The sequence below is a fragment of the Mycolicibacterium komossense genome, assembly GCF_025822605.1.
In the GTDB taxonomy this organism is placed as follows: Bacteria; Actinomycetota; Actinomycetes; order Mycobacteriales; family Mycobacteriaceae; genus Mycobacterium; species Mycobacterium komossense.
The window spans coordinates 38,051-60,651 of record NZ_JACKTY010000050.1; the positions used below are offsets into that span (position 1 = coordinate 38,051).

At 65.7% G+C, this 22,601-nt stretch carries 25 protein-coding genes and 1 tRNA gene; 14 read left to right on the forward strand and 12 right to left on the reverse strand.

The window, feature by feature from the left end; genetic code table 11:
* Positions 1–9: 9 nt before the first annotated feature.
* From H7J73_RS31370 to H7J73_RS31380, 3 genes are read left to right on the forward strand one after another with little or no spacing between them, the layout of a single operon-like run.
* A complete protein-coding gene (locus H7J73_RS31370) occupies positions 10–198 on the forward strand; it encodes a DUF4244 domain-containing protein (RefSeq protein WP_435405616.1) in 189 nt (62 codons plus the stop codon).
* Complete coding sequence (locus tag H7J73_RS31375; RefSeq protein WP_264071802.1) at positions 195–518, forward strand: TadE family type IV pilus minor pilin; 324 nt, start codon at positions 195–197, stop codon at positions 516–518. The genes H7J73_RS31370 and H7J73_RS31375 overlap by 4 nt, the downstream gene beginning before the upstream one ends.
* A gap of 28 nt (positions 519–546) precedes the next feature.
* Positions 547–867 (forward strand): Rv3654c family TadE-like protein, encoded by a 321-nt coding sequence (locus tag H7J73_RS31380; protein ID WP_264071742.1) that lies wholly within the window; start codon positions 547–549, stop codon positions 865–867.
* Here H7J73_RS31380 and H7J73_RS31385 read toward each other — a convergent pair.
* On the reverse strand, positions 864–1,892 hold the full coding sequence (locus tag H7J73_RS31385; protein ID WP_264071743.1) for a PAS domain-containing protein: 1,029 nt from the start codon (positions 1,890–1,892) through the stop codon (positions 864–866). The genes H7J73_RS31380 and H7J73_RS31385 overlap by 4 nt on opposite strands.
* 264 nt (positions 1,893–2,156) lie before the next feature.
* Positions 2,157–4,484, reverse strand: coding sequence for a DNA 3'-5' helicase SftH (locus H7J73_RS31390; protein ID WP_264071744.1), 2,328 nt, complete (start codon positions 4,482–4,484; stop codon positions 2,157–2,159).
* 216 nt (positions 4,485–4,700) lie between these two features.
* Between H7J73_RS31390 and H7J73_RS31395 the strand changes: the two genes are divergently transcribed.
* The 3 genes from H7J73_RS31395 (at position 4,701) to topA (ending at position 8,595) form a co-directional block, all read left to right on the forward strand.
* Entirely contained in the window at positions 4,701–4,904 is a 204-nt protein-coding gene (locus H7J73_RS31395) for a cold-shock protein (RefSeq protein WP_006243848.1), read from the forward strand.
* Between the two features lie 140 nt (positions 4,905–5,044).
* Positions 5,045–5,623 carry a hypothetical protein gene (locus H7J73_RS31400; protein ID WP_264071745.1) on the forward strand — a complete coding sequence of 193 codons (579 nt, stop codon included), beginning with the start codon at positions 5,045–5,047 and terminating at the stop codon, positions 5,621–5,623.
* Between the two features lie 143 nt (positions 5,624–5,766).
* A complete protein-coding gene (gene topA, locus H7J73_RS31405) occupies positions 5,767–8,595 on the forward strand; it encodes a type I DNA topoisomerase (protein ID WP_264071746.1) in 2,829 nt (942 codons plus the stop codon).
* Between the two features lie 78 nt (positions 8,596–8,673).
* Here topA and H7J73_RS31410 read toward each other — a convergent pair whose 3' ends face one another.
* Positions 8,674–10,281 (reverse strand): adenylate/guanylate cyclase domain-containing protein, encoded by a 1,608-nt coding sequence (locus tag H7J73_RS31410; RefSeq protein ID WP_264071747.1) that lies wholly within the window; start codon positions 10,279–10,281, stop codon positions 8,674–8,676.
* 69 nt (positions 10,282–10,350) lie between these two features.
* On the opposite strand from H7J73_RS31410, the gene H7J73_RS31415 reads away from it, so the two are divergent.
* Both H7J73_RS31415 and H7J73_RS31420 read left to right on the forward strand, forming a co-directional pair.
* A complete protein-coding gene (locus H7J73_RS31415; RefSeq protein WP_264071748.1) occupies positions 10,351–11,559 on the forward strand; it encodes a DNA polymerase III subunit delta' in 1,209 nt (402 codons plus the stop codon).
* Between the two features lie 88 nt (positions 11,560–11,647).
* Positions 11,648–11,720: transfer RNA gene (locus H7J73_RS31420), tRNA-Thr, on the forward strand.
* Between the two features lie 22 nt (positions 11,721–11,742).
* Here H7J73_RS31420 and H7J73_RS31425 read toward each other — a convergent pair.
* The 3 genes from H7J73_RS31425 to H7J73_RS31435 are packed head-to-tail and all read right to left on the reverse strand — an operon-like array spanning position 11,743 to position 12,744.
* Complete coding sequence (locus H7J73_RS31425; protein ID WP_264071749.1) at positions 11,743–11,988, reverse strand: hypothetical protein; 246 nt, start codon at positions 11,986–11,988, stop codon at positions 11,743–11,745.
* A gap of 24 nt (positions 11,989–12,012) precedes the next feature.
* On the reverse strand, positions 12,013–12,366 hold the full coding sequence (locus H7J73_RS31430) for a heme-binding protein (RefSeq protein ID WP_435405614.1): 354 nt from the start codon (positions 12,364–12,366) through the stop codon (positions 12,013–12,015).
* 42 nt (positions 12,367–12,408) lie between these two features.
* On the reverse strand, positions 12,409–12,744 hold the full coding sequence (locus tag H7J73_RS31435; protein WP_264071750.1) for a hypothetical protein: 336 nt from the start codon (positions 12,742–12,744) through the stop codon (positions 12,409–12,411).
* Positions 12,745–12,816: 72 nt separating this feature from the next.
* Between H7J73_RS31435 and H7J73_RS31440 the strand changes: the two genes are divergently transcribed.
* From H7J73_RS31440 to H7J73_RS31455, 4 genes are read left to right on the forward strand one after another with little or no spacing between them, the layout of a single operon-like run.
* Positions 12,817–13,002 carry a hypothetical protein gene (locus H7J73_RS31440; RefSeq protein ID WP_264071751.1) on the forward strand — a complete coding sequence of 62 codons (186 nt, stop codon included), beginning with the start codon at positions 12,817–12,819 and terminating at the stop codon, positions 13,000–13,002.
* Positions 12,992–13,549, forward strand: coding sequence for a hypothetical protein (locus tag H7J73_RS31445; protein ID WP_264071752.1), 558 nt, complete (start codon positions 12,992–12,994; stop codon positions 13,547–13,549). Before H7J73_RS31440 ends, H7J73_RS31445 begins: the two co-directional genes overlap by 11 nt.
* Positions 13,550–13,554: 5 nt before the next feature.
* Positions 13,555–14,871: a Dyp-type peroxidase gene (locus H7J73_RS31450; protein WP_264071753.1), complete on the forward strand. Its 1,317-nt coding sequence runs from the start codon at positions 13,555–13,557 to the stop codon at positions 14,869–14,871.
* Between the two features lie 12 nt (positions 14,872–14,883).
* Positions 14,884–15,903: a hypothetical protein gene (locus H7J73_RS31455; RefSeq protein WP_264071754.1), complete on the forward strand. Its 1,020-nt coding sequence runs from the start codon at positions 14,884–14,886 to the stop codon at positions 15,901–15,903.
* A gap of 91 nt (positions 15,904–15,994) precedes the next feature.
* On the opposite strand, the gene mbp1 is transcribed toward H7J73_RS31455, so the two are convergent.
* The 3 genes from mbp1 to H7J73_RS31470 form a co-directional block, all read right to left on the reverse strand.
* The gene (gene mbp1, locus H7J73_RS31460; RefSeq protein WP_264071755.1) at positions 15,995–16,231 is read right to left on the reverse strand and encodes a microaggregate-binding protein 1; all 237 of its coding nucleotides are present in this window, start codon (positions 16,229–16,231) and stop codon (positions 15,995–15,997) included.
* A gap of 91 nt (positions 16,232–16,322) precedes the next feature.
* A complete protein-coding gene (locus tag H7J73_RS31465; protein ID WP_264071756.1) occupies positions 16,323–16,700 on the reverse strand; it encodes an STAS domain-containing protein in 378 nt (125 codons plus the stop codon).
* A gap of 104 nt (positions 16,701–16,804) precedes the next feature.
* Positions 16,805–16,960 carry a DUF6131 family protein gene (locus H7J73_RS31470; RefSeq protein WP_264071757.1) on the reverse strand — a complete coding sequence of 52 codons (156 nt, stop codon included), beginning with the start codon at positions 16,958–16,960 and terminating at the stop codon, positions 16,805–16,807.
* 128 nt (positions 16,961–17,088) lie between these two features.
* Here H7J73_RS31470 and H7J73_RS31475 point away from each other — a divergent pair, with 128 nt between their 5' ends.
* Positions 17,089–17,757 (forward strand): response regulator transcription factor, encoded by a 669-nt coding sequence (locus H7J73_RS31475; protein WP_264071758.1) that lies wholly within the window; start codon positions 17,089–17,091, stop codon positions 17,755–17,757.
* 35 nt (positions 17,758–17,792) lie between these two features.
* Here the strand turns inward: H7J73_RS31475 and H7J73_RS31480 are convergent, their stop codons facing one another.
* From H7J73_RS31480 to H7J73_RS31490, 3 genes are all read right to left on the reverse strand, one after another.
* On the reverse strand, positions 17,793–19,262 hold the full coding sequence (locus H7J73_RS31480; RefSeq protein WP_264071759.1) for an APC family permease: 1,470 nt from the start codon (positions 19,260–19,262) through the stop codon (positions 17,793–17,795).
* A 166-nt stretch (positions 19,263–19,428) separates the two neighbouring features.
* Complete coding sequence (locus H7J73_RS31485; RefSeq protein WP_264071760.1) at positions 19,429–19,809, reverse strand: carboxymuconolactone decarboxylase family protein; 381 nt, start codon at positions 19,807–19,809, stop codon at positions 19,429–19,431.
* A gap of 32 nt (positions 19,810–19,841) precedes the next feature.
* On the reverse strand, positions 19,842–21,692 hold the full coding sequence (locus H7J73_RS31490; RefSeq protein WP_264071762.1) for a hypothetical protein: 1,851 nt from the start codon (positions 21,690–21,692) through the stop codon (positions 19,842–19,844).
* Between H7J73_RS31490 and H7J73_RS31495 the strand changes: the two genes are divergently transcribed.
* Positions 21,658–22,599 carry an NAD-dependent epimerase/dehydratase family protein gene (locus H7J73_RS31495; RefSeq protein WP_264071763.1) on the forward strand — a complete coding sequence of 314 codons (942 nt, stop codon included), beginning with the start codon at positions 21,658–21,660 and terminating at the stop codon, positions 22,597–22,599. The two genes, H7J73_RS31490 and H7J73_RS31495, sit on opposite strands and share 35 nt — an antisense overlap.
* The last annotated feature ends 2 nt before the right edge of the window (positions 22,600–22,601 follow it).

A 22,601-nucleotide genomic window follows, 5' to 3' on the forward strand; every position in this document is an offset into this window, starting at 1 on the left:
AACAGTCTGATTCAGAAGATCAGGGCACGACTCACCGTGGTTGTCGTCGACGAGACCGGCATGTCGACGGTGGAATACGCCATCGGCACCATCGCTGCGGCGGCGTTCGGGGCCATCCTCTACACCGTGGTCACCGGCGACTCTATCGTCGGTGCGCTGACGAACATCATCACCCGTGCGCTGAACACCAGCGTCTGACCGGTGAGACCGGGGCGGGCACCGTCGAAGCGGCGCTGGCCGTCGCGACCCTGGTCTTCGTGCTGGTGTTGTGCGTCGGTGGCCTCACCGCGGTCAGTGCGCAGATCCGGTGCATCGACGCAGCTCGCGAGGCGGCCCGGCTGGCGGCGCGGGGAGATGACGGGACGTCTGCGGTACGCGCGATCGCGCCGGCAGGGGCTGTGCTGGCGCTTCGGGTCGACGGCGGGTTCGTGTCGGCGACCGTCAGCACGTCGGCCGGGATGCTCCCGGGGATCACGGTCTCGGCTCGAGCGGTGTCCGCGGTCGAGGTACCCGACTGACCGCTCGGGGGAGCGCGGCGCGGCCACCGTGCTGGCGGCGTTCCTCATTGCCGTACTGCTGGCGACCACCGTCGCCGTCCTCTCCCTCGGGTCGGTGTTGGTTGCCAGGCACCGCGCCGCAGCGGCAGCGGACCTGGCGGCGCTGGCGGCGGCGCAAAGTTTGCCAGCAGGTCGCGAGCAAGCGTGTCGGCAGGCGGCTGCCCTCGCCGCGGCAATGACCGTCGCCGTGGTGGGTTGCGATGTCGACGGCCTTGACGTGGTGGTGACGGTCGAGGTTGCGGTGCGTTTCGCCAACGGGCCGCTCGGTCCGGCCCGTGCCGGTGCCAGGGCGGGGCCACCGAGTGGCTAGCCGCAGGACTGCGCTCTGCGCTGGTCGGCCAGATCCTCTTCGGTGGGCAGACGGACCGTGATCAGACCGGCATAGATCCCCGCCTCGAGTTCGACGCGGTGCACCGTGACATGCAGTCGTGCCCAGCCGCCGTCGTCGGCGCGCAGTCGCAACAGTCGCTGGACGGTCTTCCCACTCTCGAAGTCCTGGGTCATCGAGTTGATCTGCGGTCGATCGTCGGGATGTAGCAGCGGGTTTCTGGCGGTATTGCGCCAGTCGTACAGGGGGCACGGCTCGTCGAGCCATTTCAACAGTTTCCAATGGTGGATGTCGATCAGCGCCCGGTAACTTCCAGGCTGGGCCAGCCCGTCGAGAATGCGTTGGGCCAGGTGATCGGGGTTGACCACCAGATTCTCGCGTTGGCCGCGCCAGTTCATCGCGCGGGCCAGTAGGTGCTCGCTACCGTCGTCAGCCGGCTCGAGATTGGTTCGGGCGACGAACCCGACGGCGATCTTGTCGCCCTGGCAGTCCGTGACGTCCCAGGTGTTGCAGATCGTCGCGCCGGGCTGGCTCTTGACCGCCAGCGACAACACGGTGGTCTCGCTGGGATTCAGATCGCGCCTGGGCAGGTCCTCGGCGAACGCCCGTCCGTGGGTGGCCTCGGTCAGCGGGTCCATTCCGCTGTTGGACAACGATTCCGGGGTGTCGGTGGCGACGCCGGTGGTCAGATCCCAGACCAGCGGGCCGGGGATCGCCCGCTCCGGCGGCTCGACGCCGGCCGGACCGAACCAGATGTGCACTCCATGCACTTTGCCGTCGGACATCCGGACGGGTTCGGTGCGGATGACGCGGTCCTTCTTCGAGGTGATGCTGGCCAATGCGGTACCGCCGGCGATTGTCTCAGCGATCGCCGTCTGGATTGCTGAAAGATGAGGGTTGCGACGCAGGAATGCCGACAGTGGAACCAGGTTTTTCAGTTGGCGCCCCTGGGCCACCACAGCTGGCTCGCTGCCCAGCGTCTCGACCAGAAGCCAGTCGTGGGACATATGCCGAAGTCTAGCGGCGGAGTATTCACAGCCAGCGCATAGTTTGGTTGCGACGGGGTTCATCACAACTCGACAGGCGTCAGTCCCAAGCCGCCGCGCTGGTGTTAGCTGAACAGCTTGCGCGAGACTTTCCGGCGCGGTACTTTTCGCCTGCAGCCCGACCCCGTCGGGATAGCGAACGGCTCGCGTTGTCCGACCGTTCGCCGCGTTTGTTGCTGTGTTTGCCGCGCCCAGCTGGGAGGTCGACCGTCGAGGGGTCGGTCGTCAACCCAGAGCGGCGAGCACAATGCCGAGAACCGAGATGGCTCCGGCCTTGTCGAGAGGGTCATTACCGTTGCCGCACTTGGGGGATTGCACACACGACGGGCATCCATTCGGACACTCACACGCGGTGATCGCCGCGGCCGTCGCGCCGAGCCACGTCGCCGCCTGCCGGTACCCGCGCTCCGCGAATCCCGCACCGCCGGGATGGCCGTCGTAGACGAACACCGTCGGTAGGCCTTCCGGGCCGACAACGGTGGACAGCCCGCCGATATCTCCGCGATCGCAGCTGGCCACCAGCGGCAGCAGGCCGATCGCTGCGTGTTCGGCAGCATGCAGCGAGCCCGGTATGCGGAAGTCGTCAATACCGTTGTGCTGCAAAATGTCCGGGGTCAAGGTGTACATCGCCGCCACAGTTGGCAAAGTGCTGGTAGGCATGTCGAGTTCGACGAAGTCGATGACCTCACCGGCCAGCGTTCGCCGCAGGAACCCGACCACCGTGTGAGACACCGCGACGGGGACCAGGCCGAGGCCGACCTCGCCCAGAGTGGTGCGCTCGCCGGCACCGGTCACCGAGATATCTGTCACCTCACGGGCATACGTGGTGTAGCCGGGGTCTTCGGCGTGGACGAACGCGATGCCCTCCTCGAAGTCCAGCGAATCGACCAGGTACGTCTCGCCCTGGTGCAGGTACACCGCGCCCGGGTGCACGGTCGCGGGAGCCTGACCCGCACTCACCCCGCCCAGCATTCGACCGGTGCCGGTCTCCAGAATCGCGATCTGGCCGCCGCTCGATCCGCGGATGTCGACCGCGGGATGCGGGTCGACGCCAGGGGCGGGGAAGTATCGGCCGCTTCGGCGGCGTAGTAACCCGTCGTCGACCAGCTCGGCCGCCACCTTTTCGGCATCCCAGCTGCGCACTTCCGCCTCCTCGACTGGCAGTTCGGCTGCCGCGCAGAGCAATTGGGGGCCGAGCACGTACGGGTTGGCGGGGTCGATGACGACGCGCTCGATAGGTTTGTCCAGCAGGGCGGCCGGGTGGTGTACCAGGTAGGTGTCCAGCGGGTCGTCGCGGGCGATGAGCACGATCAGCGCACCCTGGCCGCGCCGCCCCGACCGGCCGGCCTGCTGCCAGAACGACGTCACCGTGCCCGGAAAGCCCGCCAGTATGACCGCGTCCAGCCCGGCGATATCGACCCCGAGTTCGAGGGCGTTGGTGGTGGCCAGGCCCCGTATCTCGCCGTCGAGCAGGGCGCGCTCGAGGGCCCTCCGGTCCTCGGCCAGGTATCCGGCCCGGTAGGAAGCGACCTTGCCCGCGAGTTCCGGCGCGATCTCCTCGAGCCGGGCCCGCGTGCCCAGCGCGGTCAGCTCGGCGCCGCGACGCGATCGCACGAAGGTCAGGGTGCGGGCGCCCTCGACCATCAGGTCGGCCATCACGCGGGCCGCCTCGGCTCCCGCCGACCGCCGCACCGGCGCACCGTTCTCGCCGGTGATATCGGTGCGCAGCGCGGGTTCCCAGAGTGCGACCGTGCGCGCGCCCTGCGGGGAGCCGTCGTCGGTCACTTCGGCGACGCTGCTGCCGATCAGCTCCGCGGCGGTCTGACCAGGTGAGGCGGTGGTGGCGCTGGCGAAGATCACGGTTGGCCCGGCGCCGTCGGGTGAATACCGCGCCGCCAACCGCAACAGCCGTCGCAACACCATGGCTACGTTGGAGCCGAAAATCCCGCGGTAGTAATGGCATTCGTCGACCACCACGTAGCGAAGCCCGCGCAGGAAGACCGCCCAGCGGGCGTGTCTGCGCAGCATCGACAGGTGGATCATGTCCGGATTGGAGAACAGCCAGCGGGACCGCTCGCGGGCAAATCGGCGGACCTCCGAAGGGCTGTCGCCGTCATAGGATGTCGGCGCCACATCGGCGAGGGCGGGGATCGCCGCAGTCAGCGCATGGGCGGTTCGCAACTGGTCATGTCCGAGCGCCTTGGTCGGCGCGAGATAGAGCGCTCTGGCTCGGGGATCGGCGGCCAACGTCGTCAGGATCGGCAGTTGGTAGGCCAACGACTTACCCGACGCGGTGCCCGTGCTGATCACCACGTGCCGGCCCTGATATGCCAGGTCAGCGGCCTCGGATTGATGAGACCACGGCGCGCTGATTCCGCGCTCAGTGAAGGCGTGCACCACTTCGGGGTCGGCCCACTGGGGCCAGCTCTGCCTGCAGCCCTGTCGCGGCGGTAATTCGGCGATATGAAGCATCGATTGCTCGTGGGAGCCGGCGCGGTTATCGGTGCCCGAGATGGCAGCGGAGAGCAGTTCGCTGCCGAAGTTCGCCGTCACACCTGGAATTGTTCACCAGTTGGTAGCAATCAGGCTTACGCGGCAGCTCAGATCATGATTTGATGAACACGGTCGCAGCTTCTGTGTGGTGTCAAAGCTTTCGCAGGATCGACGTTGCGATCGCGGTTCCTGCGAAGGATGCGGTCGGAACGGGCCCGGTGCACCGGAAGTCGGTGGGCCGCACCCGGTATGTACAAGGTTAGGAAAGATCGAGAGATGCCACAGGGAACTGTGAAGTGGTTTAACGCGGAAAAGGGCTTCGGCTTCATTGCCCCCGAGGACGGCTCCGCTGACGTTTTCGTCCACTACACGGAAATTCAGGGCAGCGGATTCCGCACCCTGGAAGAGAACCAGAAGGTCGAGTTCGAGGTCGGCCAGAGCCCGAAAGGCCCCCAGGCCACGGGCGTTCGCGCGGTCTGACCGAGCGCTACTGAAGAAAACTCCCCCGGCGGTCCCACCAAGGGCAATACCGGGGGTGTTTTCGTCTCAGTCGCGATTTGCGCGGTGTCTTGCAGGCCTGGCGTCACGGCAGGCGGGGCCGACTGGCTTACTGTCGTGACGTGAGTCAGCTGTCCTTCTTCTCGGCTGAGTCGGTGCCTCCTGCGGTCGCCGACCTCACCGGGTTGCTCGCTGCGGCCGGTCAGGTGGTTCTCGTCGGGTCGGGTGCGCGGCTGTCGGTGGTCGTCGACCGACTGTGGCGCGCCAAGGCGCTGGCCGAGATGATCGGCGACAGCGGTCTGGTGCCTGAAATCGGTCGCACTGACGAGGACACCCCATTAATAAGGACAGCCGTCGACCCGCGATTGGTCACGGTTGCCCGGGAGTGGACCCGGGGAGCGGTGAAGACGGTCCCGCCGCACTGGCTGCCGGGTCCGCGTGAACTGCGGGCGTGGACACTGGCCGCCGGTTACCCAGAAGCCGACCGCTATCTGCTGGGCCTGGACCCGCACGCTCCCGATACGCATTCCACGCTGGCGTCGGCCCTGATGCGGGTCGGAATTGCACCAACCTTGATCGGTACCAGAGGTGCTCGTCCGGCCCTGCGTATAAGTGGTCGCCGAAGGCTATCGCGCCTGGTAGAGAACGTGGGGGAACCTCCCGACGATATCGAGGCGTTCGCTTGTTGGCCGCGGGTTTGAGGCTGATGTGGGGCCATTGTGGAGGGGAGTCAGTTTGCGTCGGCACGCGCACAATGCAAAATTGGCAGTTGCCCGCAGGCTCGGGAGGCCTAATCGGGCCTGGAACGCGGGATTGAGAAAGAGTGCTGGGAGCGTAAGCGCAGTTGGCTGACGATGACCGTAGAAGTAGTAACGGTGGCAATATCCGACGACTCGTCATAGTCGAGTCGCCCACCAAGGCGCGCAAAATCGCCGGCTACCTCGGTGCCAACTATGTCGTTGAATCCTCCCGGGGCCACATCCGGGACCTGCCCAGGGCCGCCGCCGATGTGCCGGCCAAGTACAAATCCGAACCATGGGCGCGCCTCGGGGTGAACGTCGACGCCGATTTCGAACCGCTCTATATCGTCAGCCCGGATAAAAAGGCCACCGTCGCCGAGCTCAAGGACCTGCTCAAGGGCGTCGACGAGCTCTATCTGGCGACAGACGGTGACCGTGAAGGTGAGGCCATCGCCTGGCACCTGCTGGAAACGCTGAAGCCACGCATCCCGGTCAAGCGGATGGTGTTCCACGAAATCACCGAATCGGCTATTCAGGCGGCCGCCGCCGACCCGCGTGACCTGGACATCGATCTGGTCGACGCGCAGGAGACCCGGCGGATCCTGGATCGGCTGTACGGCTACGAGGTCAGCCCGGTGCTGTGGAAGAAGGTGGCACCGAAGCTGTCCGCGGGCCGCGTGCAGTCCGTGGCCACCCGGATCATCGTCAATCGCGAGCGCGAGCGGATGGCGTTCCGCAGCGCCGACTACTGGGACATCACCGCAGAGCTCGACGCCAGCGTGTCCGACCCGAACGCCCAGCCGCCGGTTTTCACGGCGCGCTTGGTGACCGTCGACGGCCTGCGGGTGGCCACCGGCCGCGATTTCGACTCGTTGGGCGCGCTGCGCAAACCCGCCGAGGTCGTGGTGCTCACCCAGTCGAGTGCCGGTGCGCTGGCGACGGGCCTTGGCGGCCGAACCTTGTCGGTGTCCTCGGTCGAGGAAAAGCCCTACACCCGCAAGCCCTATCCGCCGTTCATGACCTCGACGCTGCAGCAGGAGGCCGGCCGCAAACTGCGCTACTCGTCGGAGCGCACGATGAGCATCGCGCAGCGACTGTACGAGAACGGCTACATCACCTATATGCGTACCGACTCGACCACGCTGTCGCAGTCGGCGATCAACGCGGCCCGTACGCAGGCCGCACAGCTCTATGGGCAGGAGTACGTCCACCCGTCGCCTCGGCAGTACACCCGCAAGGTGAAAAACGCTCAGGAGGCCCATGAGGCCATCCGCCCGGCCGGTGACGTCTTCGCTACCCCCGATGGTGTGCGTCGTGAGCTCGATACCGACGAATTCCGCCTCTACGAGCTGATCTGGCAGCGGACCGTCGCCTCCCAGATGGCCGATGCCCGCGGCACGACGCTGAGCCTGCGCATTGCCGGCGACTCGAGCGACGGCCGCTCCGTGGTATTCAGCGCCAGCGGCCGGACGATCACCTTCCAGGGCTTCCTCAAGGCCTACGTCGAGACCGTCGATGAGCTGGCCGGCGGTGAGGCCGATGACGCCGAGAGCCGGCTGCCGCAGCTCACCAAGGGCCAGGCGCTGACTGCCAACGCGCTGACCCCGGATGGGCACTCGACCAATCCGCCTGCGCGGTTCACCGAGGCATCGCTGATCAAGACGCTCGAAGAGCTGGGGATCGGCCGCCCGTCGACGTATTCGTCGATCATCAAGACCATCCAGGACCGCGGCTACGTGCACAAGAAGGGCAGCGCCTTGGTGCCGTCCTGGGTCGCCTTTGCCGTGATCGGCCTGCTCGAACAACATTTCGGCCGGCTGGTCGACTACGACTTCACCGCAGCCATGGAAGACGAACTCGACGAGATCGCCTCTGGCAACGAGCGCCGGACCAACTGGCTGTCGAACTTCTACTTCGGCGGCGAGCACGGCGTCGACGGCTCGATCGCGCGCGCAGGCGGGCTGAAGAAGCTGGTCGGCGGCAACCTCGAAGAGATCGACGCCCGCCTGGTCAATTCGATCAAGTTGTTCGACGACGAAGAGGGCCGCCCGATCAACGTCCGGGTCGGCCGCAACGGCCCCTACCTGGAACGGATGATCGTCGACCCGGACGCCCCGGATGGCGAGCTCAAGCCGCAACGCGCCAACCTCAACGACGAGCTGACGCCCGACGAGCTGACGTTGGAGCTGGCCGAGAAGCTGTTCTCCACCCCGCAGGAGGGGCGCCCGCTCGGCGTCGACCCGGTCTCCGGCCACCAGATCGTCGCCAAGGACGGGCGGTACGGCCCGTACGTCACCGAGATCCTGCCCGAACCGCCTGACGACGGGGAGGCCGGCACTCCGGCCAAGAAGGGCAAGAAGCCCGTCGGACCCAAGCCGCGGACCGGATCGCTGCTGCGTTCCATGGACCTCGAGACGGTCACCCTCGAGGATGCGCTGAAGCTGCTGTCGTTGCCGCGGGTCGTCGGCGTGGACCCCAGTAACGGCGAAGAGATCACCGCCCAGAACGGGCGGTACGGCCCATACCTGAAGCGCGGCACCGACTCTCGATCGTTGGCCAACGAGGATCAGATGTTCACCATCGATCTGGACGAGGCACTCAAGATTTATGCTGAGCCGAAACGCCGTGGCGGACAGGGCGCTTCGGCCCCGCCGCTGCGCGAGCTCGGCACTGATCCGATTTCCGAGAAGCCGATGGTGATCAAAGACGGCCGGTTCGGTCCGTATGTCACCGACGGGGAGACCAACGCCAGCCTGCGCAAGGGTGACGACGTCCTGTCGATCACCGACGCCAGGGCGTCGGAGCTGCTGGCCGACCGTCGCGCCCGCGGGCCGGCGAAGAAGACCACACGGAAGGCGCCGGCCAAGAAGGCGGCCGTCAAGAAGGCACCTGCCAAAAAAGCGCCGGCCAAGAAGGCCGCGAAGAAGGCCTAGCTCGTTCGACGACCGATGCAGAGCGCGGAGCTTGCGGAGCGCGATGAGGAGGAGTCGGACAATCTGACCTGATTGCTGTTAGGTCTGCCGCGAAAACTCGCTGGGCACAGCTAGATTCATCGGCCGAGCCAACTGGGTGGGGGAGGTGCGACCGCGCAGGTCGACGATCTCGCCGACGTTCCAGCACAGCGCCTCGGAATCCAGTGCGTCGCTGACGGCATTCGCCGATGCCAGGACATGGCCGTTCTCCAGCTTGGCCAGCTCGGTGAGGCGGGCGGCCTCGTTGACCGGGTCACCGATCACGGTGTATTCGAAGCGGGCTTGCGCCCCGATATGCCCGGCGATCGCTCGGCCGGAGGACACCCCGATCCCGAATTCCGCACCGCCGAGCACCGGAAGCAGCTCGTCGTGCAGTTCGCGGGCGGCGGCCAGCGCGGCCCCGGCGCCGTCGGGATGTTCGATGGGGGCGCCGAAGATGGCCAGGGCGGCGTCACCCTGGAATTTGTTGACGAATCCGCCGTGGCGGGCCACCGTGTCCACCACCACCCGGAAGAACTCATTGAGCAGGACGACGACCTCGGCGGGATCCCGGGTGGAGGCCAGCCGGGTAGAGCCGACCAGGTCGACGAACAAAACGGCCACGTTGCGTTCCTGCCCGCCCAGTTCGGTGCCGCGTTCCAGCGCCCGACGGGCCACATCCTCGCCCACATAGCGGCCGAACAGGTCGCGCAGCCGTTGCCGCTCGGACAGATCGCGGACCATGTCGTTGAAGCCGGCCTGTAGCAGGCCCAACTCGCTGGCATCGTAGATCTGCATGTGGGCGTTGTAGTTGCCGCGCTGGACCTCACCGAGGGCCCAGCGCAGCTGTCGCAGCGGGTCGGCGATCGACATGGCGACCAGCACGGTCCCCGCCAGCCCGATCCCGAGCGCCGCCAGGGCCATCAGCAGGATCGGGGTCAGTGTCTTGTCGGCGTTGGCCTCGAACAGCGAGAGCTTGCTGGCCAGTACCGACAGCACGATCGCCAGCAACGGCACCCCGGTGCTCAGCACCCAGGTCAGGACCTGGCGCAGGATCACCCCCGGCGCCCGGAAGCTCTCCGGCACGCCGCCACGCAGCGCCGCGACTGCGACGGGTCGCAGTACCCGTTCGGACTGCAGGTAACCGATGATCGCGGTGGCCGTGGCGCCCAGGCCGGTCGCGATAGCCAGCACGGGCGCGATCCGGCTGCCGACCGACCAGCTGGCGAGGATGAAGACGGTGCCGCCGATAAACCAGTTGACCAGGCTGATCGTCGTCCGATAGATCGGCATTCGCAGCGCGCGGGTGCGTGCCACAGCGGTCGCGGCGGGGTCCGGATCGGCGAGTAGCCCGTCGCGGCGCTGCCAGCGCAGTACCGGCACCAGCAGTCGCAGGCTGACCAGCGAGCCGACGAGGAAGGAGACCAGCAGCACCGCGATGAAAATCGCCAGGTTGGCTGCGGGCAGATCCTGGAGCTGGAGCCGGTCCTCCGGGGGCAGCCCGAAGCGCAGGAAACCCAGGACGAACAGCGCGCCGATGATATCGGCCTGCAGCATGCCGAGGGTGAACACCGGCCAGGGCGTGCGAACCAACCAGCGGACGAATGCGTTCGCTCGTCCCCTCGGTGCCGCCGCGGTGTTCACATCGATAACCGTATCGGTCGACACGGACCAAACTGAACCTTCGCGAACAGCTGGTGACCGGCGGTGTCACCGCTGACCACTAGTCTTGCGACGGTGTCAGGGGTTTTCACGCGGTTGGTGGGGCAGCATGCCGTCGAGGAGCAGCTGGTGGCTGCCGCGGTCGCGGCGCGCGGTGACGGTGCTCACAGTGGCGTGACGTCGGGTTCCATGACGCATGCCTGGCTGGTGACGGGCCCACCCGGCTCGGGCCGCTCCGTTGCCGCGTTGTGCTTTGCCGCGGCCCTGCAGTGCACCTCCGAGGGGGTGCCGGGCTGCGGCGAATGTCGGGCGTGCACCACCACGATGGCGGGCACACACGCCGACGTTCGCCGGATCATCCCAGAAGGGCTGTCCATCGGTGTCGATGAGATGCGGGCCATCGTGCAGATCGCGTCGCGGCGACCCAGCACGGGCCGCTGGCAGATCGTCGTGGTCGAGGATGCGGACCGGTTGACTGAAGGCGCGGCGAACGCCCTGCTGAAGGTCGTCGAAGAGCCCCCGGCGTCCACGGTGTTCCTGTTGTGTGCGCCGTCGGTCGATCCCGAGGACATCTCGGTGACGCTGCGGTCGCGCTGTCGGCACGTCGCCCTGGTGACACCGGGTGCAGACGCCATCGCCCGGGTGCTGATCGAATCGGACGGGATCAGCGCAGAGGAGGCGCACTGGGCGGCATCCGTCAGCGGCGGCCACGTCGGGCGGGCGCGTCGGCTGGCGACCGATCCCGAGGCCAGGGAACGGCGCAAGCGGGCACTCGGGCTGGCGCGGGATGCGGCCACCCCTTCGCGCACCTACGCCGCCGCAGAGGAACTCGTCGCTTCGGCGGATGTCGAGGCGAAGGCGCTGACCGAGGGCCGCAACGAGTCCGAGGCGGAGGAATTGCGGACCGCGCTCGGTGCCGGCGGGACCGGTAAGGGTACGGCCGGCACGATGCGTGGCGCCGCCGGTGCGATCAAAGACCTTGAGAAGCGGCAGAAGTCGCGACAGACCAGGGCGTCGCGCGATGCCCTGGACCGGGCCTTGATCGATTTGGCCACGTATTTCCGGGATGCGCTGTTCGTCTCTGCGGGCGCAGGCGCGGTGGCCCCGAATCATCCGGACATGGCGGAGAAGGTGGCGGCGATGGCGGCGCATGCCTCCCCGGAGAAGCTGCTGCGTTGTATCGAGGCGGTGCTGGAATGCCGGGAGGCGCTCGCTGTCAACGTCAAGCCGAAATTCGCCGTCGACGCAATGGTCGCGACCGTCGGGCAGGCTCTGCTCGACTGAGTTTGGGCGGGCCGATGGGCCTGCCGTAGACTCGTGCCGCCTGGATGTGATGAGCGCTTGCGTGAAGAGCGTTGATGTAGCCGGGTACGCCGCCCTAGCTCAGTCGGTAGAGCATCTCACTCGTAATGAGAAGGTCAGGGGTTCGATTCCCCTGGGCGGCTCTCACGTTCTCCGCGATTTGGGTTAGTTGTCGCCCGGAATTGCGGTCGCGGGAGTCGGTGCTTTGACCGTCGGGGTGAACTTGTTGCCGCCAGTGGGGTCGAGGCCCTTCTCCGTCGGCGTCGCCGACGGAGAAGTCGTGGTCGATGTCGACGTGGGCGGCGTCGGTTTCTCTTCCTTGGAGCAGGCGGAGAGCGCTCCCGTGGCAACGGTTGCGACGGCAGCCAGTACGGCCACCGTTCGGCGCCCAGCGGTGTGACGAGTCGTCATGATTCGGTCGCTTTCTCCAAGTGTCTATGTCTGGCCGGGATCGATGCCGCAGCGGTCGCGGAAATCGGTCAGTGGTTGGCGGATGGCGTGCAGCTCGTCGCGGGCCTGCGGGTTGGCGTCGAGATAGTCCTGCACCATCGGCCTGATCTGATCAACGGGCTGCCCTTTGAGGCCGGTGAAGAAGGCGTTGATATCTGGATGGGTGAACAGGTAGATAGACATTGACGCGGATACGCTTGCGGCCACCTGAGCCCGGTCGCCGGCGGTGCAGTTGGGCGGCGGATCGGCCGGCACGGGCGCCGCAAGAGCGAGCAGTGCGGCACCCGCGACCATGGCACCGCAGATCGTGCGACGGGCTAGCGGGACTGTGAACGTCATCGTCGACTCCTTTGACTCAGGTCGAGTTCACTTCGGGGCTGCCTAGCCTCGGCCGGGCCGGCCGCCGCCGCCGATTATCGGGCCACCACCGCCACCGCCACCGCCACCGCCCGGCTGACCTGGCCTGATGGGAGGAAGGTCGATGTAGATCTGGGGATCCCAATCGTCGTAGTAGGCGCATAGTGGGTCGTTGTAGCTGCAGGGGTACGGATCGAAGGTCGGGGCGGGCGCTGAGCCGCCGCGCACGGTGCCGGTGCTGGAGCACAAGCTGCTGCCGCCGCTGTAGTTGCAGTCGGCGGCAGCCGGCGGCGCGGTGACGGTGACCAGGGCGGCGGCTGCGGTCAGCGCTGGAATCAGATATCCGAGTCGCCCGTACATGACTGGCCTCCCACCGCAGGTGTCTTGGGATCGTACTCATCCTGGAGCAAAAATTGACGAAGATACGGAAAAATGGGGTTGGCTTTCGATATCGCGGTGCCGCGGGCCGAAACAGCTAGCAAAGGCGAGGGATTTTTGAATTCAAAAAGACTGTCCTGCAACGCTATTGATGGCACAACAATCTCCGACCTGGAGCGCGGCGCGGTGTTAATGTTCGGCTGTTCACGGATTCCGGGGATGGAGAGTAATGGCGTCTGAATCTGCGTGGAGCAAACCGGCGGCGATGGCGCTCCCGAGGGAGGGCTACTTCGAGCCGAAGCGGGGTCGATACGGGCCGATATATCCCAGAACCCCTGCCTGCTACGGCTTTTCGATCATCGCAAAGGTCAAAGAAGGTCGTGAAGACGCAGTTCGGGCTTACGGCAAGCAGATCGAACAAACCATCGCGGCGAGTCCCCAGGCTTTGGCGCCACTCAAGCTGCACTACCTGCGGTGGAATCTCTTCGACATCGGCTCTGGTCTGCACTTCCAATACATGGGCATCTTCGACACCGACTTCGACAAGTACACCGAGGACGCGATCAAGCTGTTCAGCGCCACCGGGATCACCACCGTGTTCACCAATCTCGAAGGCTTCCCGGAGGATTGGAAGACCAACCCGGAAGCGTTCATCACATTCGTCCGTGACCACCACTGCCCGAGTTTCCTGGAGTACGGCGAGTACCCGTATGTCACCGCCGACGAGATCAAGAAGGCGCTGCGGCTCAAGGACGCGTTCTCCGACATGCTCGACCAGATGCAGTAACGGCGATGCTCGAGTTCGATGACATCCAGCACATTCTGCTGACCCGCACCCCCGCGATGACGGGCCGTTACGAATTCCTGTCGTTCGACGACCCGGCCGGTGGCAGGGCGTGGCTCTCGGAGCTCATCGACCGGGTGGACTCGGCATCGACCGCGATGGCCGCCATGGACAGCACTGACCGATGGATCACCCTGGCTTTCACCTGGAATGGCCTGCGCGCCTTGGGAGTATCGCAGGAATCACTGGATTCTTTCCCGGCTGAGTTCTGTGAGGGAATGGCTTCCCGAGCCGATATCCTCGGCGACAGCGGCGCCGCCCACCCGGACAACTGGGTGGGCGGTCTGGCGGGCGACGATCTGCACGCGATCGCGATCCTGTTCGCCCGTGACGACGTCGAACATGCGCGGTGCATCGCCGAGCACGACAAGCTGATCGCCCGCTGCCGCGGTGTGCGCAGTCTGTCCGTGCTGGATCTGAACGCCACGCCGCCGTTCAACTATGCCCACGACCACTTCGGCTTCCGGGACCGGTTATCGCAGCCCGCGATCGAAGGATCCGGGGAGGAGCCGACGCCGGGATCGGGGGCAGCCCTCAAACCGGGCGAGTTCATTCTGGGTTACCCGGACGAGGAGGGCCCGCCGGCCAACCTGCCGCAACCCGAGGTGTTGTCTCGCAACGGCAGTTTCATGGCCTACCGCCGGCTCGAAGAGCATGTGGGCGTGTTCCGTGACTACCTGCGGGAGAAGGCGCCGACTCCGGAAGGACAGGACCTGCTCGCCGCGAAATTCATGGGGCGCTGGAAAAGTGGTGCGCCGCTGGTGTTGGCGCCAGACTGTGACGATCCCCAGCTGGGCGCGGATCCGATGCGCAACAACGACTTCAAATACAAAGACGACGACCCACACGGATATGCGTGTCCGCTGGGCTCGCACGCCCGCCGTCTCAATCCCCGCGACACCGCGCACAACATGAACCGCAGGCGGATGATCCGCCGCGGCGCCACCTACGGCCCAGCACTGGCCGAGGACGCCTCCGACGACGGCGTCGACCGCGGTATCGCCGCGTTCATCATCTGCGCCAGCCTGGTGCGCCAATTCGAGTTCGCCCAGAACGTGTGGATCAACGACCGTAACTTCCACGAACTGGGAAACGAGCACGACCCGATTTGCGGAACTCAGGACGGCACACTGGATTACACCGTGCCCAAGCGGCCGATCCGCACTGTGCACAGAGGCCTTCCGGCATTCACGACACTCAAAGGCGGAGCCTACTTCTTCCTACCGGGCATCAACGCCCTGCGCTACCTCGCTGCTCTGACCTAGGAAGGGACTCGCATGAGCGCGCTACCGCCGGCACGTACCTATAACCAGACGCACGTGCCTCGGAGGCGCAACGGCCATCGCCGCATCAGCATCTACTGGACGTGGAGCTATCCGTGGGAGGCGCAGCGCGGCTCAGCCACGATGGAGAACCGCTTCTCCACCATCACCGAGGTCCGCAACGCTTTGTGGCCGGCCTACGAGACCCCGGAGTACGACGAGGCCCACTTCCTGCAGGGCATCGCAGGCACCTTGGAGCTGTTTCACCGGTCCACGTTGGCTTTTCAGCAGCTGGCCGGTGATACCACCGGGCATCCCGTCGCCGTATTTCAGCGTATCGACCAGGCGGGGTACCGCCAGCTCGTAGACGAACGAATCCTCGACGACACGGACACCCTGATGGTGTTCGGACTGGACCACCTGCTCTCTGAGCAGGAAGCCGCGCCGGAAGAGATCACCGCAATTCGGGGGTGGCTGCAGCGTGAAGGTACCTGTCTGCTGCTGGCGCCACACCATGATGTCGGATTCACCGACGACTACGCGCAACGCCAAGTCGAGTACCTACATCACGGTGACCCTCTGGTTCCGCGTCAGCAACGTTTCGGCCAGTACACCCGGTCGTTGATGAAGGCGCTCGACGTCCCGGTGCACAACACGTGGGGCCTGCGTCCCGCTGTGGCCGATGGTGGTCATGAGATCGCTCCGCTGGCCGCATTCCGTGACCTCGACGGACTGCACCTGCTCGACAACGTCACCACCCTGAATTTTCACCCGCATCTGCCGCACTATGAGCTCACTGCTCCGGCCGGCGCGTCATTGCGGGTTCTGGGCCGCCAACGCGTCGACCCTGATCGTCCGCACCCCTTCACCGATGCCGGCAACACCGCCTTCAATGCGCTGATCTGGATGCCTCCGAACGGTTCCCGTTCGGGGGACATCATCTTGATCGACTCGACCCACTTCACCACCCTCTTCGGGGGAACCGAGAGCCTAAAAAATCTGTGGCACAACCTGTCCAATGCCTCGATGCGGTGAACCGTAGTGGTGTGGTCACCCTGGTCAGGGCGACCACACCGCACACACAACTGGCCCCGACGACTGTCGGGGCCAGTTCTGTCGGGCTTGGTTAGGAGTTCTCCGCAGCCTTCTGGCGGGCCTCCGCGGCTTGCTCGGCTGCCCGGGCGGCTTCAGCTTCGGCTTCCTTCTTCGCGACGTTGCGCTCTGCCTCGGCTTTGTCCTGCTGAGCGCGGCCTTCTTCGCGCAGGTCATCGTGGCCACTGACGATGCCGATGACTTCCTTCGCTTTGCCCTTGATGTCTTCTACAACGCCCTTGACGGCTTCTTCGGGTCCACTGTCGCCCATGATTTTCCTTCCGTTGATGTTGGTCGGTCGGATACCCGCTTCGCCGTGACAACAACACAATGTGACGAGAACAACGGACAGGTGGCCCTCGCTACTCTGCGCTGAGCGCCGCGCCCAGTGTCGGGTGCACCGCGATGACGGCGGTGAGTCCGGTCAGTGCCAACGGTCGCGCGGTGACGAAACCATGTGCGACGACGGCAAAGGGGATGTCCGGCTCGGTCACGTCATGTGTCGCGATCAGGACGCTCATGCCTGCCGAGGCCAGAAACGTGACTGCCGTCAGGTCGATGATCAGGCCCAGCGGGCCGGTTCGCAGTGCCGCGCCGACTGCGTCCTGCAGGGTGTCTGCGGTCAGCATGTCCAGCGTGCCCGAGACGGTCAGCACTGCGGTGCGGCCCGACCAGGACTGAGTGACGGTGCAGCCGGGCACCGCGATGACGCTGTCGGTATTGGTGCAGTGGTGTGCCATGGTGACCTCGTGATTCGGTGGTCAAGAGCGGACGGCGGGCAGCATCCGCGAACCCGGCCCGCCGTCCGGTCAAGAATCGAGCGATCGAGAAGTATTCGCGCGCATCAGAAGTAGTGGCGCCTACCGCCGACCGCGCGTCCCGTGGATCCCAAAACGGCGAGTATCGCGCCGATGGCCAGCAGGATGATGCCGATGGTCCACAGGATCGAGATTTTGAGCAGGAACCCGGCAACGAGTAGGACAAGTCCGAGAACGATCATGAGGCGGCCTTTCTGAGAGCTGCGCCGACTGAGCGCGTACAGAGCCGAGCGTTTGCTCGATGCTGAGGACAACTTCACCACCCCAAAGGGGGGTGCCGGTACACCCCTAGGGAGGTAATCTTCGTGCCGTGCCCGAACAGCGGAAGTCGCCGATAACCGTGGCGCTCGTCGATGATTACGACATCGTCCTGATGGGAGTGGCGAATATGTTCGACCGCTACCGCGATCGGGTGGTCGTCGCCGAACTCGATGCGAATAAGGGCGTCGTCGATGAGGTGGACATCGTGCTTTACGACTCTTTCGCGCAACCGGAATCAGATCACGAAGAGATCGCCACCCTGGTCGCGAATCCGCGGGCTCGTCGAGTTGTGGTGTACACCTGGAACTTTCATCCCTATCTCATCGAGAGCGCGCAAAAACAGGGCGCCCACGGGTACCTCTCCAAGACGCTGCCTGCGCGCGAGTTGGTCGCTGCCCTGGAAGCCGTGCATGCCGGTGAAACGGTGATCAGTGATGTCCCACCACGCACCCGTACCGCGGTCGGGCTCGACTGGCCGGGGCGCGGCGAAGGGCTCAGTGACCGCGAATCGGAGATCCTGGCGCTCATCACCCAAGGGAAGAACAACGCCGAGATCGCGGCTCTGACGTATCTGAGCCCCAACACCGTCAAGTCCTACATCCGGACGATCTACCGCAAGATCGATGTCGGCAGCCGTACGCAGGCGGTGCTCTGGGGCGTCAAACACGGCTTCACCCCTGATCATCACCGCATCGACCATTGGCGCGGCGGACCGTAACCGCTACCGGCCGCCCGGCCCTACGACGTCGTGGCTCAGTGCTTGAAGACCTGGGCTGCTCCCGGCTCGGTTTCCAGCACTTCGCGGTTGAAGATCAGCAGTGCGGAGAAGTACAGCCCGCCGACGGCTAGCAGCGCGATGAACAACAGGACCGAAGTCGAGGCGTCGGCCGGCGACACCAGAACGACCACCACGACGACCGACCACACGAGCGCCCCGATCGCGACCGGCATCTCGAGTCGGCCAAGGCTGAACGCGTTCTCGCGTTCTCCCAACCCTTTTCGGACGACGAGGTAGAGGACGATGATCAAACCGTAGAGCACGGCGCCGACCAATCCGCCCACGGTGAGTAGCTGGAGCAGTGCGTCTCCGGGCAGAGCGGCCATCAGCACGAACGCGATGACGACGATCAGGATGGTCGCCGGGATCGGAGTCTGCGTGCGTGGGCTGACCCGACGCATCAGCTGGTGGGCCGGGAAGCGCGCGTCACGCGACATCGCGAACACCATCCGCGAACACGTCGCCAGCGTCACCAATCCAGCGCTGAAGAAAGCGAAAGCGATGGCGGCCAACAGAATTCGTTCCACGACCGGGCCCATCTGGTGGCGCAGGATCGCGGCCACCGGTGAGCTGCTCTGTGAGACTGCCGGGATATCGGCGATGGCGACGGTCAGTGCGATCAGGAAGATCAGGCCGAGGACGGCGGCCGCCACGACCGACCCCACGATCGCCCGGGGAACGCTGCGGAACGGATCCTTGGCCTCCTCTGCCATGTTTGCCGCCGAGTCGAATCCGACCAGTGTCGCGATGCCCATGATCATCGCGGCCATCAGGCCGCCGCCCAGCGCGAAATAGCGGGGGTCGCCTGCGGCGATACCGCGCGAGGTCAGATTGCTGATCGAACCGTCCCCGCTGATCGCCACGGCGATGAACAATCCGACGGCCAACACGATCACGATTACCAGCTCCAGGCCCACGGCGGCGGAGGTGATCCAGCCGAGGATTCGTGTCGACGCGATCACCAGGACCGCCTGAATGAGCACGACGGCGAGAGTGATGATGCGCGCTGCGGCCTCGCTGGAATTCATTCCGAACAAAGGGATCAGCGCCGTGGTCGCCAGCGCATTGTCGACCGCGACCACCCCGAGTCCCAGGTAGCAGAAACTCAGCCAGCCGAAAATCCAGCCGACCTTCGGGTTGGCCAGTCGCGAGGCCCACTGGTACGAGGAGCCCGACAGCGGGATTCTGGCGGCAAACTGGGCAATCACCAACGCCACCAGGGTTTGTCCCACCGCCACCAGCACCCACAGCCAGATGCCGGCCGGCCCGGCGTTGCGCAGAACGTCGTCGTAGGTGCCGAAGATCCCGACGGCCACCGAGATGAAAGCGAAGGACACCGCAAACACCTGGAACGAGCCAAGGGTGCGTTTCAGTTCCGGTTCGTAGCCGGACTCCAGGCACTCTTGGTCGGCGGAGCGGGCGTCTGCCGCGTTGTCCTGTGTCACTGCCGCCGCCTGACTTCCCGGGATGAGTCGTGTGATCGTAGGCGGTTGCCGGCGCCGGGCATGGGTGAAATTGACGAACCGGGCGGATCCGTCGCACGAAGGTAACTGACCGGAGGTTCGGCAACGCCGCCACAACGCCGCCACGGCGGTGAAAAGCGTTGCGCTGCTACTTGCCGAGTCCCTTGATGGCGGCTGCCTTCGCGGTGTTGGCCGCCGGGAAACCGGCGTAGCCGCTGGCGTGGTAGATCACTTCGGCGAGCTCATCTTCGGTCAGGCCATTCTGTTTGGCGATCCGGAAATGTGATTCGAGTTCCGACTCGGCCTTCAGCGCGATCAGGATTCCCAGGGTGACCAGGCTGCGGTCGCGGCGTGCCAGCCCGTCGCGCGTCCACAGCCGTCCGAAGATGCCTTCGAGGCCGATGTCCATCAACTCGCCGGCGAAGCCCGCCGAGCCGAAATCCACCTTGTCGTTGGGGACGTCGTCGGGCAGCAGTCCGGGCAGCATCTCCCGCATCACCTGAACGCCTTGGTCGCGTAAGTTAGTCATACGAACTACTTTCGCACAGGCTGTGCCGCGGTTCACACCGGAGCGACGTAGCCCACAGGACCCGATGCCAGGCAGACGGACAACGCCGCGGTATCGGCATGCACGGTGATCGTGTCCCCGGCTCCCGAGAGCCGGACGAACACCCGGTTGAGCCCGGGGTGCACGGGCACCTTGGTTTTGGCGCCCTCGTTGAGCGACAGCGTCATCGACCCGTTGCTGTTGGCCAGGTAGTTGATCTCGGTCGTCCACTCCGATGGCAGCAGCGGCCCGTCCAGCGGGATTCGCACCGGAAAATCGGTCTGCACCAGATACCCGCACCGCGGTCGCGGTCCCGGCACCATGGTGCGGACCCAGGTGACCTGGCCGTCGACCAACCGGCCCGACATGTCCAGCAAGCGTAGTTCGGTTGTGCTGGAGCTGAATTCAGGCCGATCGTGCAGTAGTGCGAACATGTGGCTGGTCAGGTTCTCCGGCCACGCCACCCGCTGCAGCACCAGCGGATCGACCTCCTGGTCCAGCATCGGCGCGTCCGAGGCTGCCTGTGCCGCGGCCAATGCGGCGCGGGCGTTGATCAGATACGACTTCGTCGGGTTGTCGCGCCAGCTGATCAGGAAGGTCGACGTCGAGTAGAGGCTGCTGAGCAGGAACGCCACCGTCACAGCGGCCGTCACCGCGGTCCGGCGCCTCGACGCATCCAGCCACTGCGTCGCCACCCGATTCGGCGCGCAGAAGGCGACGGCGGCCAGCAAGGCGAGCACCACCACCAGATCTGGTAGATAGCGCAATGTCTGGGCGAGTTCGAGCGCGGTGAACTTCGACGAGCGCATCAGATAGATCGGCACCTGGCAGGCGATCGCGTACCCGGCTGCAACCAGCCACACCATTCCGATGCGCCGTTTTCGGGTAAGTGAAATCGCCACGGCCGCGCCGAGCCCGAGCCAGCCGAGGACCATCACGAGCACCGGCGGCGTCGCCCATGGCGAGGCCGGCGCCCAGCGTTGCCATTCCCACGGTCCGCCCGCGAGGCCAGGCACGATCCCATGGGTGACCGAGCGCTGCAACAGATTCCACGTCATCGGCAGGTCCGAGCTCCATCGCTGCTGGTCGACAACGATGACGTACAGAACTATCCAGGCGCCGATCAGGCCCAGCGCTGCCACCCACAGACGCCCACCGCGGCCCCAGACGACGCGCACCGGATGTCGCTCACCGCGGACGTATTCCAGCGACGCCGCCACCGCGAATGCGACGAACGGGACGACCGCGGCTTTCTCGAAGAACAGCAGACCCCCGAAGAAGACCACCGCACCGCTGGCGGCATAGCGCCGATTTCCGGTGCGCACCAGCAGAATTGCGTCACCACACACCCAGGCCAGCGCCGTGATCATCGGCAACGAGTTCAGCGCCGCGGCCCACCAGGCGAAGCCCGGCACACCCAGTGGGGTGAACAAGGCGAACGTCAGCGGCAGCAACAGAACCGGCCGCCAGCCGAGGATCACGCGCAGCGTGCGCAGCAGGGCCAGCGACGCCAACAGCTGGAGCACCACCAGGCTGATCGCCGGCCACCACCAGTTCAGTGGCGACAGCCTGGTGATCACCCCGGCCACCAGGAACGCTCCCGGCATCACGTGGCCGTCGTGATCGTCGAACAGATAGGACGCCGAGAACAGGTCCTCGGTGCCCGCCCGGCCCACCAGGATCAGGTCGTCCCAGTAGAAGTAGCCGCCGAAAGCCAGCACCCCGCGGATCACCAATTGGATCAAGATCAGGGCGGCGGCCGCGACAGCGACAGCGTTGACTGATCGGCGATCGAGCATGATGTCTTCATACCTCGGTATCGTTGGGCCGATGCGCGCACTGGTCACCGGAGCAGCCGGTTTCATCGGATCCACCCTGGTCGATCGTCTTCTGGCCGATGGGCATTCAGTTGTCGGCCTCGACAATTTTGCCTCGGGCCGGGCCGGCAATCTCGAGCACCTGGCCGATGAGCCGGAATTCTTCTTCGTCGAGGCCGACATCGTCTCCTCCGATCTGGATGCGATCTTCGCCGAATACAGCCCTGAGGTGGTGTTCCACCTGGCCGCGCAGATCGATGTGCGCCATTCGGTGGCCGATCCGCAGTTCGACGCCTCGGTGAACGTCGTCGGCACGGTCCGGCTGGCCGACGCCGCCCGTCGAGGCGGGGTCCGCAAGATCGTCCACACCTCCTCGGGTGGGTCGATCTACGGCACCCCGCAGGTGTTCCCCACCAGTGAGAAGGTGCCGACCGACCCGTCGTCGCCGTACGCCGCGGGCAAGGTGGCGGGCGAGGTCTACCTGAACATGTTCCGCAACCTGTACGGGTTGGATTGTTCGCACATCGCGCCGGCCAACGTCTACGGGCCGCGCCAGAATCCACACGGCGAGGCCGGGGTGGTCGCGATCTTCGCCCAGGCGCTGCTGTCCGGTAAGCCGACCAAGGTCTTCGGCGACGGCGCCAATACGCGGGATTACGTCTTCGTCGATGACGTCGTCGACGCGTTCGTCAAGGCATCCGGGACGGCTGGGAGCGGCCAGCGCTTCAACACCGGCACCGGTGTGGAGACCTCGGACCGGCAGCTGCACACCTCTGTCGCCGCCGCTGTCGGTGCGCCGGACGACCCCGAATTCTTCCCCCCTCGCCTGGGTGACCTGAAGCGCTCCTGCCTCGACATCAGCCTGGGCGCCGACGTGCTGGGCTGGCGTCCGGTGGTCGGCCTCGACGAAGGCGTGCGCCGGACTGTCGAGTACTTCCGCAACCGGGAGAGCTAAGC